The sequence below is a fragment of the Litchfieldia alkalitelluris genome (genome assembly GCF_002019645.1).
GTDB classification, from domain to species: Bacteria; Bacillota; Bacilli; order Bacillales; family Bacillaceae_L; genus Litchfieldia; species Litchfieldia alkalitelluris.
The window spans coordinates 720,740-734,501 of record NZ_KV917374.1; the positions used below are offsets into that span (position 1 = coordinate 720,740).

Here is a 13,762-nt window from a genome sequence, read left to right on the forward strand (position 1 = left end):
CAATCCGTCTAGAAGGTTAAAAAGCAACCTTCAAGCCGGCTCGTCTTATGCCTGTCGCCGATAGGCGGGCGCCGCAGCGCTTTTCTTATTAAGTAAAATTTTACAAATAACGAGAAATTTTTACATATTTAGAGAGGTAATCTGCTATAATTTAGTAGATTATTATAAAGACGTATGGAGGAAAATGAGTGGCCAGTATCTTAACGACTAGTTTTTTTGCTTTACAAATGATTTTATTATTTTTCTGGGCTTATTGGATCTTCATTAGCCTCTTTGGATTTGGTAGACCGAGTAAAATAGAAGACAAGCTACCAAGCAAACGATTTTTAATCTTGGTTCCTGCTCACAATGAAGAGAAAGTGGTTGGAAATCTAGTAAGAAATTTAAAAGATTTGGATTATCCTGATGAATTATATGATGTGGTCGTTATTGCTGATAATTGTACAGATAAAACGGCCGAGATCGCAAAAGAATTAGGAGCGATTGCTCTAGAACATACGAGTAAGCCTGGGGAATTAAGAGGAAAGCCTTATGGTATTAAATATGCAGTCGACCAAATCGGCGACGACCTGACAAAGAAGTATGATGGAATTTGTTTTTTTGATGCCGATAATTTAGTTTCTCGTAATTATCTAAAAGAAATGAACAATCATTTATTAAAGGGAGATAAGTTGATTCAAAGTTATTTAGATTCAAAAAACCCTGGTGATAACTGGGTGACTCTTTCTTATGCAACAAGCTATTATTATATGAATCGATCTTGGCAGCTTGCTAAGTCAAGATTAGGCCTTGGAAATGCAATTGGCGGGACTGGTTTTTGTGTGGACACAACTCTGTTTAAAGAAGTCGGTTGGACAGCGAGATCATTAACCGAGGATCTAGAATTTACTATGCAATGCTTGCTAAAAGGGACGCCAGCTAAATGGTGTCACCATGCAAGAGTGTATGATGAGAAGCCCGAAAGCTTCATTGCTTCATGTGTACAACGTTTACGTTGGGCGCGTGGTCATTGGGATGTGTGCTTTAAGTATGCACCTAAATTAATGTATCGTGCGATCAGAAAAGCGGATATCCTTGCCTTTGATGGGTTTATCTATTTGGTTAATCCTGGCAGAATTATATTAAATGCACTGACTGGACTTATTCTTGTATTTTCACAAATATCTACGGTTAGTTGGTTACAGTCGGTTGTACCTTGGCAGCTGTGGTTAACTTTATTAGTTTTCCAATTTAGCTATGTGGTTTATACAATGGTGATTGACTCGAACAATCGGTTAAATAAAGTTAAAGCGATTATTTCTCTTGTGGTTTTTAACTTTTCATATATTCCGTTGTTTTTTTGGTCGTTATTTACCAAGGGAAATAAGACTTGGAAAAGAACGGAGCATACTAGAAGCATTGTTATGGAGGAAATTGATGTAAGTGAATCAGAGGTTGCGGCAGGGAAGGAATCTAAAGCGGTATAGCCCTAAAAATAACCTAGGTAGTGGAGTTCCATGAGCTTCGATCCACTCGCTTTCCGCGGGGCGGTTCGTGAGCCTCCTCGTCGCTTTTTGGCTCCTGCGGGGTCTCACGCTGACCGCACATCCCGCAGGAGTCGAGTGGCTCTCTGCTCATTCCACATTATGTGAGCAACATTTTGATCTACATGGTGCGATTTTTATAGTATTTGGGTCTATCCTAGAAGAACTTTTAAGTGAAAAAGAAGAAGGTTATTAGTGACTGTTATTAATAGCTTTTATAATATGAGTTTTTAATAGAAATGAGGTAGTTTTTAGTAATGCGCAGGAATAGTATTTTAGTTATTCTATTTTTCATTTTACTGGTAGGTTGTAGTAGTAAAGAAACGACGGAACCTCAAACTGAGGAAAAAGTGAACATTAATCTGCAAGAAATTTTAAGTCGAGAGTTATATGAGGATGAAAGAGTTAAGAAAGTAGTTACAGCTAATATTGAAATCAATGAATTGTCGAATGACGCGATTCGTGTTCGTTTACAAGGAAATCATCAGTTTGAACAATTATCTGACACAGACAAGTTCGAATTGTTTCATTACATGACGATGAAGGTTCGTAAAGAGTTTACAAGTGATCAACTAGCTTCAGTATGTGGTGGGGACAAGTGCACGCTTGAGGAATTAAGCGTTGTGGTTGAAGGAAAGCGTTATTCGATCCGCAACGGGGAACTATGGATGAATAATGAGAAAATAGTTTCAAGAGACGGAACTGTAACAGCCACAAGTCAAAACAGTAAAAATAAAATGTTAAGTCCAAGTGCGTTAAGAGAAATAAAGATAGGAAATTGGATGAAACTTAATGATGATCAAAAGCTAAGTGCTGTTAGTATGATATTTAGAAGCTTAGAAAAAGAGCGATACGAGATACAAGAAGATGAACGATTTTTTATTCGAATGCTCGATCAAGCGGTCCGTGAAGATGATAGCCCTAAAGACAAATTAGTTAAAGAAGTTATGATCACTCAAGGGGTGTCCGCGGGGGCGCTAGAACGTAAAGAAAGCTAGAAAGCAGTATGAAGAGTCTCAGACTTCTTAAATTTGCTTAGTGAACGAGTATGAAGGCTTGTCCCGGTGCGATGTTTTGCGCTAGGGATAAGCCTTTTTATTATTAAATCAAGAAAATAGTGAATGTTTTTTATAAATTCACTTTGCCATGCCCTCTTTTTTCACTTCGCCTCTATAACTAGTGTGAAGGGAGGTGAAACTCATGGCAGAACAAGTATTAACAGGTACGTCGTTACGTTTGATTCTTGAAGCGGGTGTGGATCAGTTTGGTGAGATGAAGTATAAATCAAAGAACTACAACAACATCAAAACCAGTGCAACACCTGATGCGTTATTTGCAACAGCGAATGCTCTTTTAGGGCTTCAAAGCTTAAAGAATGCGGGAATTCGTCGATTCGACACAAATGACATTTTTTAATCAGTAACAGATCAATAATCTAGGAAAGGAGGAGAGTAAATGGCTAAGACGTTAGAAATGAGCTTTAGTACAGTGGATGGGAAGACGGCGAAGGTTTCGATTGAGAATCCGAATGAACCGGTTGATCAAGTGGCTCTGGCTGCTGCGATGGATGCGATCATTGCAGCGAATGTGTTTTACAGAGCTGGCGGTGACCTTGCTGGGAAACTTGGTGCTCGCGTGGTAGAGCGAAATGTAGTAGATGTGGTGTTAGGTTAATCCTAACGGGTCCATTCCTAGATTGGGAATGGACTTCTTATTTATAGAGGTACTTTTGATGCGTGTGATGAAGTGGGCAAGCAATAATATCGAAGAAAGGAGGAAAACTTTCATGGAGCAATGGTTCCCATTTATTCAAGAAGTCGGATTTCCGGTCGTTGTCACGTTTTATCTGCTTCATCGAATTGAGACGAAGCTAGATCGTGTGATTGAATCGATTCAGTCTATCCCTGAAAAAATGGCACCGGAACAGGTTCAGGTGAAAAAATCAGTTTAACTATATACAGGTAGAGGTGCGAAAACAAAGGCGAGCCAGCAGAGGAAGCTCTGCTGGCTCGCCTTTGTTTGGTGTCTTACAACCTTCCTGTTGAACAGAAACATAAACTTCGTTAAATATGGAAGCATGAGAACCGTCCCAGCGCTCCCAAAAATGGGCTAGTTCATCAGGGCGTTTGTCTAGTCAATATCCCGGGGATTACATATGTTGTTTAGTGACAGTAGTGGAGGTGAAGTATTATGCATTGTGGATATGGATATGCAGCTCCAGTTGCAGCTGCACCGGTGGGAATGAACCCATTTGTGTTAATCGTTGTGTTGTTCATCTTATTAATTATCGTTGGTGCTTCTTGGTTCTAAGATAGAAATGTAGAAACTCCTATGCCATAACATAGGGGTTTCATAGTGTTTACTTCTCGTAAAATTCGATTGGCAAGCCATCGGGATCTGCGAAAAAGGTAAAGCGTTTCTCTGATAGTGAATCTACTCTAATTGGTTCAACCTCGATACCTTTTTCCTCTAACTCCTTCACAGCTTTATCTATGTTATCTAATTCGAATGCTAAGTGTCTTAGTCCCCGTGCTTCTGGGTAGGAAGGGCGCTCTGGGGGATTTGGGAATGAGAACAGTTCGATTTGATATTCATCTCCTACTGCTAGGTCAAGTTTAAAGGAGTTTCTTTCCTCTCGGTAAACCTCCTGAACTACTGTTAACCCCAATACATCAACATAGAATGTTTTTGATTTTTCATAGTTAGAACAGATAATGGCTATATGGTGAATTTTGTTTAATTTCAAAGTGACACCTCTTCTACTGTTTTTAATTTATCCTAACAAATTCTTAAGGATATTACATGAAAAAAGATCCCTTGTACAAATAAGGAATCTCTCGATAGATTACATACCATTTAATAAAATTGTCATACCTGCACCTACAACAATCGGAATGATTGGTATGGCGACATAGAATAAGATTTTCTGGCGCTTTTTTCTTTCCATCATTTCCTCAGGTGTTAAAAATCCATGCATCTTTTTTCCTCCATTTCGGCAACCGGCTGGCATCGTCATTGACATTAGCCCCATAGTTTTGCGTCGTCACCTTTCAGTGAGTTTGCCTTTTCGATTTGAGTGTCAACTCCATAATAATTATCGACAAAGTTTGCATATAGTTTAGTTTTTTGTAAAATTTTTGTATTCTTAATGTGTATTAGAACTGTTTCAGTTTATAATAAGAGAAAAAGGGGGACGAATACGTGAAGAAAGTTAGAAAAGCGATTATTCCAGCGGCGGGACTTGGAACTAGATTTTTACCAGCAACAAAAGCAATGCCAAAAGAAATGCTACCAATTGTTGACAAACCAACGATTCAATACATAGTAGAAGAAGCAATTCAATCAGGAATTGAAGATATTATTATCGTAACTGGTAAAGGTAAACGTGCGATTGAGGATCACTTTGATCACTCATTTGAGTTAGAAGAAAACTTAATTGCAAAAGAAAAGTTCGAATTACTTGAGAAAGTACGTAGCTCTGCAAATGTAGACATCCACTACATCCGTCAAAAAGAGCCAAAAGGACTTGGACATGCGATATGGTGTGCTCGTAACTTTATTGGTGATGAACCATTTGCTGTATTACTAGGTGATGATATTGTACAAAATGATATACCTGGGTTAAAACAACTGATTGATGAATATGAAGCAACTCGTTCTTCTGTTATCGGAGTAAAAACAGTACCAGATAATGAAACACACCGATATGGCATAATTGACCCTTCCACTCAAGAAGGACGTCGTTATCAAGTAAATCAATTCGTCGAAAAGCCAGCACCAGGAACTGCACCTTCAAACTTAGCGATTATGGGCAGATATGTTCTAACACCTGAAATTTTCATGTTCCTTGAAAGACAACAAACAGGTGCAGGTGGGGAAATTCAATTAACAGATGCAATTGAAAAGTTAAATGGAATTCAACGTGTATTTGCTTATGACTTTGAAGGTAAACGTTTTGATGTTGGTGAGAAATTAGGGTTTATTACAACAACGATTGAAATGGCATTGACTCATGAGGATTTAAAAATGGACTTGTTGAAGTTTATGGAAGATATTTTGGTTGAACATAAAAAAGAAAATAAATAGTTGAAAATAAAAGCACATCCATTGGGTGTGCTTTTTGCTAATGGGCATTTTGGACTATTTGAAAATTATTCATAGATTGGGTGTTTAATAATGTAAACGTAAACATAGTTGTTATATAAGCTTTTGTTATTTTGATATATAATTTATTTTTGCAGAAATTGTAAAAAGGAACAAAAAGGAATCAGAGAAATTAGCGATTTTTGTAGATATATAGGAGACTATTGCTATATAATGAGCAATGTAATTAATTAGGATATTAACAATTTATAATATATCTAACGGAGGTCAACATGGAAGAAACAATTAGCTTAAAGGAATTATATCAGACGTTACGTAAGCGTCTATGGATGATTGCTCTAATAACGGTTATTGCTACAACGGTAAGTGGTGTTGTTAGCTACCTATTTCTAACGCCAATTTATCAATCTACGACACAAATTCTTGTAAATCAGAAAACTTCTGATCAACCAATTTACAATTCAAGTGATATTAGAACAAATATAGAATTAATTAATACTTATAATGTCATAATCAAAAAGCCAGTTATTCTAGATAAAGTGAAAAAGGAACTTAACCTTGAAAGCTCTGTTGAACAGTTAAGTAATCAAATTACAGTTGCTGCTGAAGGCAACTCACAAGTTGTTAATATTACAGTACAAGATGAAGATGCTGAAACAGCTAAAGAAATCGCAAATACAATTGCAGTTGTATTTCAAAAAGAAATTGTAAACTTAATGAGTGTTGATAATGTTAGTATTCTACCGGCTTCAGAGTTTGAGGTTAGTCCTTCACCGGTTAAACCACAACCACTGTTAAATATGGCGATCGCCTTAGTTGTTGGTTTAATGATTGGAGTTGGGTTAGCGTTTCTTCTAGAATTCTTAGATAATACGATTAAATCAGAACAAGATATCGAAAAGGTACTAGGACTTCCAGTATTAGGTGCAATTACAGAAATTGACCTCGCAGCAGAAGGGTTAGACCGTAATTCGACAAATACTCGCACAGTAAGAGGTGAATCAGTTGGCTCGTAAAAACATACGTAAAACACAACTTGGATCTCAAAATCGTAGTTTAATTTCATTGAAAAACCCTAAATCACCTATCTCAGAACAATATAGAACAATTCGTACGAATATACAGTTTTCCACGGTTGATGCTGAATTAAAAACAATAATGGTAACTTCTTCAGGTCCTGGAGAGGGAAAGTCAACGACAACGAATAATTTAGCTATTGTTTTTGCTCAACAGGGAAAAAAGGTATTACTAATTGATGCGGACTTAAGAAAACCAACAGCTCATTTTTCGTTTCGACAGGACAATAGTATTGGGTTATCAAATGTCCTCACAAGGCAAACAACATTTGACCAAGCTATTAGAGAAACAGAACAGCCTAACTTATTCTTATTAACAAGTGGTCCGATTCCTCCAAATCCAGCGGAATTATTAGGTTCAAGAATGATGGATAATTTACTAAAAGAGTTAGCAGGTCTATTTGATATGATCATTTTTGATACACCACCAGTCCTAGCTGTTACAGATGCTCAGGTATTGGCTAATAAGTGCGATGGTGTTGTACTTGTGGCAAGCAGTGGGAGAACAGAAAATGAAGCGGCATTAAAAGCGAAGGAATCCATTGTAAGTGCTAAAGGTAAGATTATTGGAGTAGTACTAAATAATAAAAAGCAAAAAGATAGCCAATATTATTATTACTACGGAAGAAATTAACAAACAGTTATTACCAAATAATAGTTCTTTTGTAATAAAAAAGTCATGATTCGACAAAATACACCCGTTTCATGACTTTAATACCTATGTTAATATGACATATGAGATGAATTTACGACAGAAATAGACAAAAGATAGTTAAAAATTGCTTAAGTGTATTAATATTCTAGTATAGTCACTTTTTATGTTGTGCGGTGTAATAATAGAACGAATCACCTTGATCTCATAAATATAAGTGCGTTTTTGTAAGTAATTCCTTGTATACCCATAAGTATTCACTGAAAACCTCAATATTTCTAGCGATATCTTAAAACATACAACCCTCTAACTTCAGATAATGATCTCTGGAATTCACTATATAATAATTTATTTAGAAGAATTTTTAATTTTAAATATTAAATCCTTGTTTCATAGCTTAGTATATTTGGACAATAAGAAAATATTGAGGATGTGAACAGTAATGAAAGACTTTAATAAATTACCTAAGTCTATAAAGAAGACAATTAGATATATAAAACAAGATGCAACGATTGAACAAATAAGAGATATAGAAAAAGTTCTAAAATTTACAATTACCAATCGATTAGAAGAGATAAAGAGAACTTAAGATATCTTGATTGATAGAGTTTCTAATTATGGTGTTTTATAAAAGACAATATAATTAGAATCTTTAACTGTAATTTTGAAAGGGAGATTAATAAAAATGACTTATAAAAAAAGGCTCGGATTTTTAATGTTAGTTGACTCCATTATTGTTTTGTCTGCAATTTATATTGGATATTTTATGTTTGAACCTTACTTAAGTATTTATACTTATCCCTTTTTGTTAATAAGTTCTATTAATTTATTAATTTTCCATCACATATTTGCTGCTATCTACCATTTGTATAAAAAGGCTTGGGAATATGCTAGTGTAGGCGAGCTTGTTGGGATATTTAAGTCAGTTACGTTTTCGATAGCTGTTGTGGCAGTGATTCAATTTGTTATTTTTGACCACATTTACCTAAGAGTTTTAGCTGTAACGTGGATGCTTCATATTCTATTAATTGGTGGATCACGCTTTTCGTGGAGAATTGTACGTGACCAATTTAAAAAAGATACTAAAGTGAAAAAACGAGCGCTAATTATTGGGGCTGGATCTGCAGGGACGATGGTCGTGAGACAACTAATGAATCAAGATGCCGAGTTATTACCAGTAGGTTTTATTGATGATGATATAAAGAAGCAAAATTTAGATATATTCGGAATACCAGTACTAGGTGGAACTGAGAAAATAGAACAGGTTGTAAAAGAACTTGAAGTAGAACAGATTATTATTTCTATCCCATCCCTTAGTAAAAAAGAATTAAATGCCATCTATTCGGAATGCAGTAAAACAAACGCAAAAACACATATCATGCCAATGTTAGAGGATTTGATGCTTGGAAAAGTGTCAGTTAATCATCTAAGAGAGGTACAGGTTGAAGATTTATTAGGTCGAGAACCAGTAGAATTAGATATGAAAAGCATTTCAGAGAAAATCACAGATAAGGTTGTCTTAGTTACAGGTGCTGGCGGGTCGATTGGTTCAGAGATTTGTAGACAAATAGCTTCTTTTAAACCCAAAACCCTACTATTGTTAGGTCATGGTGAAAATAGTATCTATTTAATCGATATGGAGCTGCGTAATAAATACAAGGATACGTTAACCATTGTTCCAATTATTGCTGATGTCCAAGATCGTAAGAGAATTTTCGAAGTAGTAGAAACCTATAATCCAGATGTGATATATCATGCGGCAGCACATAAGCATGTACCTTTAATGGAGTATAATCCAAAAGAAGCTGTGAAAAACAATATCATTGGGACGCGAAATGTGGCAGAAGCTGCGGACGCATATGGTGTGTATTCATTTGTATTAGTATCAACAGACAAAGCTGTGAATCCACCGAATATAATGGGTGCAACAAAGCGTTTTGCTGAGATGGTTATTCAATCATTAGCAACTAGAAGTAACACGAAGTTTGTAGCAGTTAGGTTTGGTAATGTATTAGGAAGTCGTGGAAGTGTAATACCTCTGTTTAAAAAACAAATTCAAGCTGGTGGACCTGTAACAGTTACTCACGCTGACATGACAAGATACTTCATGACGATTCCAGAGGCTTCAAGATTGGTAATTCAAGCTGGATCTCTTGCGAGAGGTGGAGAGATTTTTGTCTTAGATATGGGTGAGCCTGTGAAGATTGTTGATTTGGCGAAGAATTTAATTAAGCTATCAGGATTTTCAATTGATGAGATTGGTATTCATTATTCAGGGATTCGTCCTGGGGAAAAGATGTATGAAGAGTTATTAAATGAAGATGAGATACACCATAAGCAAGTGTTTCCTAAGATACATATTGGGAAAGCGACCGTTATGGAGTATAAGGTGCTAGAGGATTTAATTGATCAATATGAGGGTATGAATTTGGAAGATTTAAAAGAGTATTTGTTGTCATATGCGAATAAGAAGGTAGAAAAAGAAGAGGTTGAGAAGGTACTAGCTTAGATGTAAATACTTTTTAAAATGCAGGCCGCTTACGATATGTGGTCTGCGAATTATAGGCATATAATAGATGGATTTTTAGGTGATGTCTCCTTACCTTTATCGATGGAGGCACTCGACTATGCTGTGGGAGGAATCCTTAGACACGTTGGTTGTCGGAAGTGTGGTGTGAGGGTGGGTTGGATGCCCGATTAATATATTTGAATTAAGGATTTAACTGAAGTAATAGTTAAAATATAGTTTGGAGGTAAAGTGACTATGTAGCCTACAAACGAGTGGATTGTGTCGTTATGCGGAATTCAGAATGGCGTATAGATTAACTCGATTTATAGTATGTCAAAACCCTTAAAATCAATAAAAATCACAATATATGGAATTTATCTATTGTGCATACTGGTCTTGGGGTTACTATGGTGTAGTTAAAATAGATAAAAAACAGTCATTTGTGAATATATGGATTGGGAGAACGTTGATTTAGTAGGCTTTTTAAGTGGGGATTTTTCCGGAAATAGATTGAACAAATTCAAGGAACTGACTATCGTAATCAGATAAGATGCTGGAAACCTTGAGGTATAAGGGTTTGAGGCGGTTTTTGTGAGAATTATAGATTAATTGAATGGTTTATATAATAGGAAGAAACTAGGTTTATAGTGCTAAAACAGTAAATCTCTAATTCGTATTTGGGTGTAGATTGAATAGATATTACGAGGTGTTTATTAGAAGTAGATTTAATTTAGTGATTTAGAAGTTAGTTGGAAAAAGGAGAATTCCAATTAAGTCCTAATTTACTAAATAACTTTTCAAGGAGTGTTACAGGCATGTATATGAAGATTAAAAGAATGATAGATATAATTCTTTCTTTAATTGGACTTATAGTATTATCACCGATTTATTTAATTTTAATAATTGCTATTAAGATCGAATCAAGAGGACCGGTTCTTTTTAAGCAAAAGCGTGTTGGAATAAACAAAACGCATTTTAATATATTGAAGTTCAGAACTATGCGGATAGATACGCCTAAGGACACTCCAACTCATTTATTAGAGAACCCTGATCAATACATTACTAAAATGGGGAAGTTTTTAAGAAAGACTTCTCTTGATGAGTTACCGCAGATTTGGAATATCTTTGTTGGTCAGATGAGTATTATTGGGCCAAGGCCAGCATTATGGAATCAATATGACTTGATAGAAGAACGAGATAAGTATGGTGCTAATGATGTTCCACCAGGGCTTACTGGTTGGGCTCAGATTAATGGTAGGGATGAGCTTCCTATAGAAATAAAGGCAAAGTTAGATGGGGAATATGTTGAACAACTTAGTTTGTTGATGGATATCAAATGCTTTTTCTTAACTATAGTTAGTGTTCTTAGAAGTGATGGGGTTATAGAAGGTGGAACAGGGAATCAAGATAACTTTAATGTTAAAACTAAACTCAAAGACCGTTAGTTAAATAAATATATATATATAGATAATTTTATCAAAAAAGTAATACTTTGAATATATTTTGTAGATTAAGGTAATTATTTAATCTGAAATAACGCTGAAATTTACAAGTACTGTACTTTAAGGAGTTTTTAACATGAAAATATTATTTATTACGACCGAAGGGTTTGATACTCCTGGTCCAAATAATCAAATGGCTATGGTTATGATAAGAGATTTTTTAGACGAAGGATTCGATGTTCATTTAATTCAAAGCCGTAGAAAGAAGATAAATACGGATGTTCCAGATATACTAAAAGGAAAAAAAGGATTCACATACGATGTTATAGATAGAAAAGTAATAGATAAAACTAACTTTATTAATAGATATATAGACGAAGCAAAGTATGCTCTAACTAGTTTTAATAAGTGGAAGAAAGTGAAGGACGCAGATATAGTATTTTTACAATCTTGTCCGACAGTTATATACCAATTACTAATGCTTAAATTATTCAATAACAAACCAATTGTTTACAATATATATGATGTATTCCCAGGACACGCATTTGATATTGGTGTAATAAAAAGTAAGCTAATATATAATGTGCTCAAGTTAATTCAAAGATTCACATATAAGCTTAGTACAATTATTACTGTTCTTTCAGAAGATATGAAAGAAAAAATCATGGAAGAAAATGTGCCTAGAGAAAAAATTAGAGTCGTACCAGCTTGGTACGATGATAAGGCTGTGAAGGAAGTAGTCTTAAGGGAAAATAAATTTATTAAAAAATATAACATTCCTACTGATAAGTTCCATGTCCAATTTGCAGGGACTATTGGCTATGTTTTTAATTACAATGCAATTCTAGAAGCTGCCTCTATTTTAAAGGAAGAAGAAGGCATTATATTTCAAATAATAGGTGATGGTAATGTTAAACAGGAATTTATTGAAAAGGCACGAGAATGTAAGTTAAACAATATAGAGTTTTATCCGTTGCAACCAATAGAAATTGTTCCTGATGTTTATAGCGCTTGTTCAATTTGTGTTATCCCGCTTAATAAAGGTGTTATTGGAAATGGAGTTCCAAGTAAAGCTCCTCTTTTAATGGCTTGTCGTCGAGTAATAATTAATTCAGTGGAAGAAAACTCTGAGTATTATAAAATGTTTAATAAAAATGATATTGGAATTTCTGTGTCAAATGACAATCACCATGCTTTAGCTAATGCAATACTTTATCTTTACAATAATCCCGAGAGAATAAGAGAAATGTCAGAGAAAGCAGTGCGCTTTGGGAACGAAAATTATACTAGTACTCATAATACTAAAAAATTTATAAATATTTTTTATGAATTAATGGAGTGAAAATTAATTTGAAAATATTATTAATTGGTTTTACAAAATTAGCATATATGCCTTATATGAATTTTTATTTGAGTCAAGTTGCTAATCAAAATAATGATGTTCATTTGCTATATTGGAATCGAGATGAGAAAGAAGAAATTCCTTTATCTTACAACGTGAAATTGCATGAATTTAAACAATATCAGGAAGACGAAGTTGCCAAGATACGCAAGATCAGAAGTTTTTTAAAATTCAGGAAAAACGCTCTATCACTTTTGCGTAAAGAGCAATTTGATCTAGTGATTGTAATGCATACTATTCCTGGTGTATTACTTTACGATGTGTTAAAAAAGCATTATTTTAAAAAATATATTTTAGATTATCGCGATGTTACTTTTGAAGGGATAGGGTTGTATAAAAAAATAATCGATAAATTAGTTCATGGTTCCAGCGCTACCTTCGTTAGTTCTAATGCATTTAGAAGTATATTACCTAAAACAGAAAACATTTACACTACCCATAATATTTTATTAGATTCACTAGAACATAGAGACATTCGACGTAATATAGATCGTGATCAAAATCCAATCCGAATTAGATATTGGGGGTTTATAAGACACGAGTCTATTAACAAGACTCTTATTGAAAGATTAGCTAATGATAATCGCTTTGAACTCCATTTTCATGGTAGAGAACAGGAAACAGCAAATAATCTAAAAAATTACTGTATTACACTTAATATAAAAAATGTCTTTTTTCATGGGGCTTATGAACCCAAAGAGAGATACCAATTTGGTAGAGAAACAGACTTGTTGCACAACATATATGAAAATGATTCAACAACCACTGCAATGGGCAATAAATTTTATGATGGAGTAACTCTTTACATTCCTCAAATATGTAACAAAGGTTCATATATGGGAGAACAAGTATCAGAAAGTAATATAGGGTTAGAATGCGATCTAAATGAACAGAAATTTGCAGACAATGTCTATGATTTTTACACTTCAATTAAATGGAAAGAGTTTGAAAGTAACTGCGATAAAAAGTTAAGAGAGATTTTAACTGAGTATGAAACGGCTAAAGAAGTAGTAAGCAAAATTATAGAGAATGAAAGTATATTAAAATACTAATT

General features: G+C 34.6%; 16 protein-coding genes and 1 riboswitch. Of the genes, 14 read left to right on the forward strand and 2 right to left on the reverse strand.

The window, feature by feature from the left end; all coding sequences use genetic code 11:
- Positions 1-188 precede the first annotated feature (188 nt).
- From BK579_RS03450 to BK579_RS26010, 6 genes are all read left to right on the forward strand, one after another.
- Positions 189-1,466 (forward strand): glycosyltransferase family 2 protein, encoded by a 1,278-nt coding sequence (locus BK579_RS03450; protein WP_078543541.1) that lies wholly within the window; start codon positions 189-191, stop codon positions 1,464-1,466.
- A 314-nt stretch (positions 1,467-1,780) separates the two neighbouring features.
- Positions 1,781-2,521: a hypothetical protein gene (locus BK579_RS03460; protein ID WP_078543543.1), complete on the forward strand. Its 741-nt coding sequence runs from the start codon at positions 1,781-1,783 to the stop codon at positions 2,519-2,521.
- A gap of 202 nt (positions 2,522-2,723) precedes the next feature.
- Entirely contained in the window at positions 2,724-2,939 is a 216-nt protein-coding gene (locus BK579_RS03465) for a DUF1659 domain-containing protein (RefSeq protein WP_078543544.1), read from the forward strand.
- Between the two features lie 39 nt (positions 2,940-2,978).
- Complete coding sequence (locus BK579_RS03470) at positions 2,979-3,197, forward strand: DUF2922 domain-containing protein (protein ID WP_078543545.1); 219 nt, start codon at positions 2,979-2,981, stop codon at positions 3,195-3,197.
- Between the two features lie 112 nt (positions 3,198-3,309).
- Positions 3,310-3,474: a YvrJ family protein gene (locus BK579_RS03475; RefSeq protein WP_078543546.1), complete on the forward strand. Its 165-nt coding sequence runs from the start codon at positions 3,310-3,312 to the stop codon at positions 3,472-3,474.
- Positions 3,475-3,713: 239 nt separating this feature from the next.
- Positions 3,714-3,833 (forward strand): YjcZ family sporulation protein, encoded by a 120-nt coding sequence (locus BK579_RS26010; RefSeq protein ID WP_078543547.1) that lies wholly within the window; start codon positions 3,714-3,716, stop codon positions 3,831-3,833.
- 49 nt (positions 3,834-3,882) lie between these two features.
- Here the strand turns inward: BK579_RS26010 and gloA2 are convergent, their stop codons facing one another.
- Positions 3,883-4,269, reverse strand: a complete 387-nt coding sequence (gloA2, locus tag BK579_RS03485; protein ID WP_078543548.1) for an SMU1112c/YaeR family gloxylase I-like metalloprotein — start codon at positions 4,267-4,269, stop codon at positions 3,883-3,885.
- A 99-nt stretch (positions 4,270-4,368) separates the two neighbouring features.
- Positions 4,369-4,500 (reverse strand): hypothetical protein, encoded by a 132-nt coding sequence (locus BK579_RS26665; protein WP_268876451.1) that lies wholly within the window; start codon positions 4,498-4,500, stop codon positions 4,369-4,371.
- A gap of 14 nt (positions 4,501-4,514) precedes the next feature.
- A riboswitch (cyclic di-GMP riboswitch) is annotated at positions 4,515-4,597 on the reverse strand.
- Between the two features lie 127 nt (positions 4,598-4,724).
- Between BK579_RS26665 and galU the strand changes: the two genes are divergently transcribed.
- The 8 genes from galU (at position 4,725) to BK579_RS03520 (ending at position 13,760) form a co-directional block, all read left to right on the forward strand.
- Positions 4,725-5,609 (forward strand): UTP--glucose-1-phosphate uridylyltransferase GalU, encoded by an 885-nt coding sequence (galU, locus tag BK579_RS03490; RefSeq protein ID WP_078543549.1) that lies wholly within the window; start codon positions 4,725-4,727, stop codon positions 5,607-5,609.
- A gap of 290 nt (positions 5,610-5,899) precedes the next feature.
- Entirely contained in the window at positions 5,900-6,643 is a 744-nt protein-coding gene (locus tag BK579_RS03495) for a YveK family protein (RefSeq protein WP_078543551.1), read from the forward strand.
- Positions 6,633-7,337: a CpsD/CapB family tyrosine-protein kinase gene (locus BK579_RS03500; protein WP_078543553.1), complete on the forward strand. Its 705-nt coding sequence runs from the start codon at positions 6,633-6,635 to the stop codon at positions 7,335-7,337. The genes BK579_RS03495 and BK579_RS03500 overlap by 11 nt, the downstream gene beginning before the upstream one ends.
- Before the next feature lie 460 nt (positions 7,338-7,797).
- Positions 7,798-7,944 (forward strand): hypothetical protein, encoded by a 147-nt coding sequence (locus tag BK579_RS25425; RefSeq protein WP_169891050.1) that lies wholly within the window; start codon positions 7,798-7,800, stop codon positions 7,942-7,944.
- A gap of 96 nt (positions 7,945-8,040) precedes the next feature.
- Positions 8,041-9,864 carry a polysaccharide biosynthesis protein gene (locus tag BK579_RS03505; protein ID WP_078543555.1) on the forward strand — a complete coding sequence of 608 codons (1,824 nt, stop codon included), beginning with the start codon at positions 8,041-8,043 and terminating at the stop codon, positions 9,862-9,864.
- Between the two features lie 815 nt (positions 9,865-10,679).
- On the forward strand, positions 10,680-11,309 hold the full coding sequence (locus BK579_RS03510) for a sugar transferase (protein ID WP_078543557.1): 630 nt from the start codon (positions 10,680-10,682) through the stop codon (positions 11,307-11,309).
- Between the two features lie 133 nt (positions 11,310-11,442).
- Positions 11,443-12,648 carry a glycosyltransferase family 4 protein gene (locus BK579_RS03515; RefSeq protein ID WP_078543559.1) on the forward strand — a complete coding sequence of 402 codons (1,206 nt, stop codon included), beginning with the start codon at positions 11,443-11,445 and terminating at the stop codon, positions 12,646-12,648.
- 8 nt (positions 12,649-12,656) lie between these two features.
- Positions 12,657-13,760 carry a glycosyltransferase gene (locus BK579_RS03520; protein WP_078543560.1) on the forward strand — a complete coding sequence of 368 codons (1,104 nt, stop codon included), beginning with the start codon at positions 12,657-12,659 and terminating at the stop codon, positions 13,758-13,760.
- Positions 13,761-13,762 lie beyond the last annotated feature (2 nt).

Bases quoted from the DNA above. Each gene is read 5' to 3' on its own strand.
- BK579_RS03460 (WP_078543543.1), top strand. From the start codon at position 1,781: ATGCGCAGGAATAGTATTTTAGTTATTCTATTTTTCATTTTACTGGTA.
- BK579_RS03465 (WP_078543544.1), top strand. From the start codon at position 2,724: ATGGCAGAACAAGTATTAACAGGTACGTCGTTACGTTTGATTCTTGAA.
- BK579_RS03470 (WP_078543545.1), top strand. From the start codon at position 2,979: ATGGCTAAGACGTTAGAAATGAGCTTTAGTACAGTGGATGGGAAGACG.
- BK579_RS03475 (WP_078543546.1), top strand. From the start codon at position 3,310: ATGGAGCAATGGTTCCCATTTATTCAAGAAGTCGGATTTCCGGTCGTT.
- BK579_RS26010 (WP_078543547.1), top strand. From the start codon at position 3,714: ATGCATTGTGGATATGGATATGCAGCTCCAGTTGCAGCTGCACCGGTG.
- BK579_RS26665 (WP_268876451.1), bottom strand. From the start codon at position 4,500: ATGCATGGATTTTTAACACCTGAGGAAATGATGGAAAGAAAAAAGCGC.
- BK579_RS03495 (WP_078543551.1), top strand. From the start codon at position 5,900: ATGGAAGAAACAATTAGCTTAAAGGAATTATATCAGACGTTACGTAAG.
- BK579_RS25425 (WP_169891050.1), top strand. From the start codon at position 7,798: ATGAAAGACTTTAATAAATTACCTAAGTCTATAAAGAAGACAATTAGA.
- BK579_RS03505 (WP_078543555.1), top strand. From the start codon at position 8,041: ATGACTTATAAAAAAAGGCTCGGATTTTTAATGTTAGTTGACTCCATT.
- BK579_RS03510 (WP_078543557.1), top strand. From the start codon at position 10,680: ATGTATATGAAGATTAAAAGAATGATAGATATAATTCTTTCTTTAATT.
- BK579_RS03515 (WP_078543559.1), top strand. From the start codon at position 11,443: ATGAAAATATTATTTATTACGACCGAAGGGTTTGATACTCCTGGTCCA.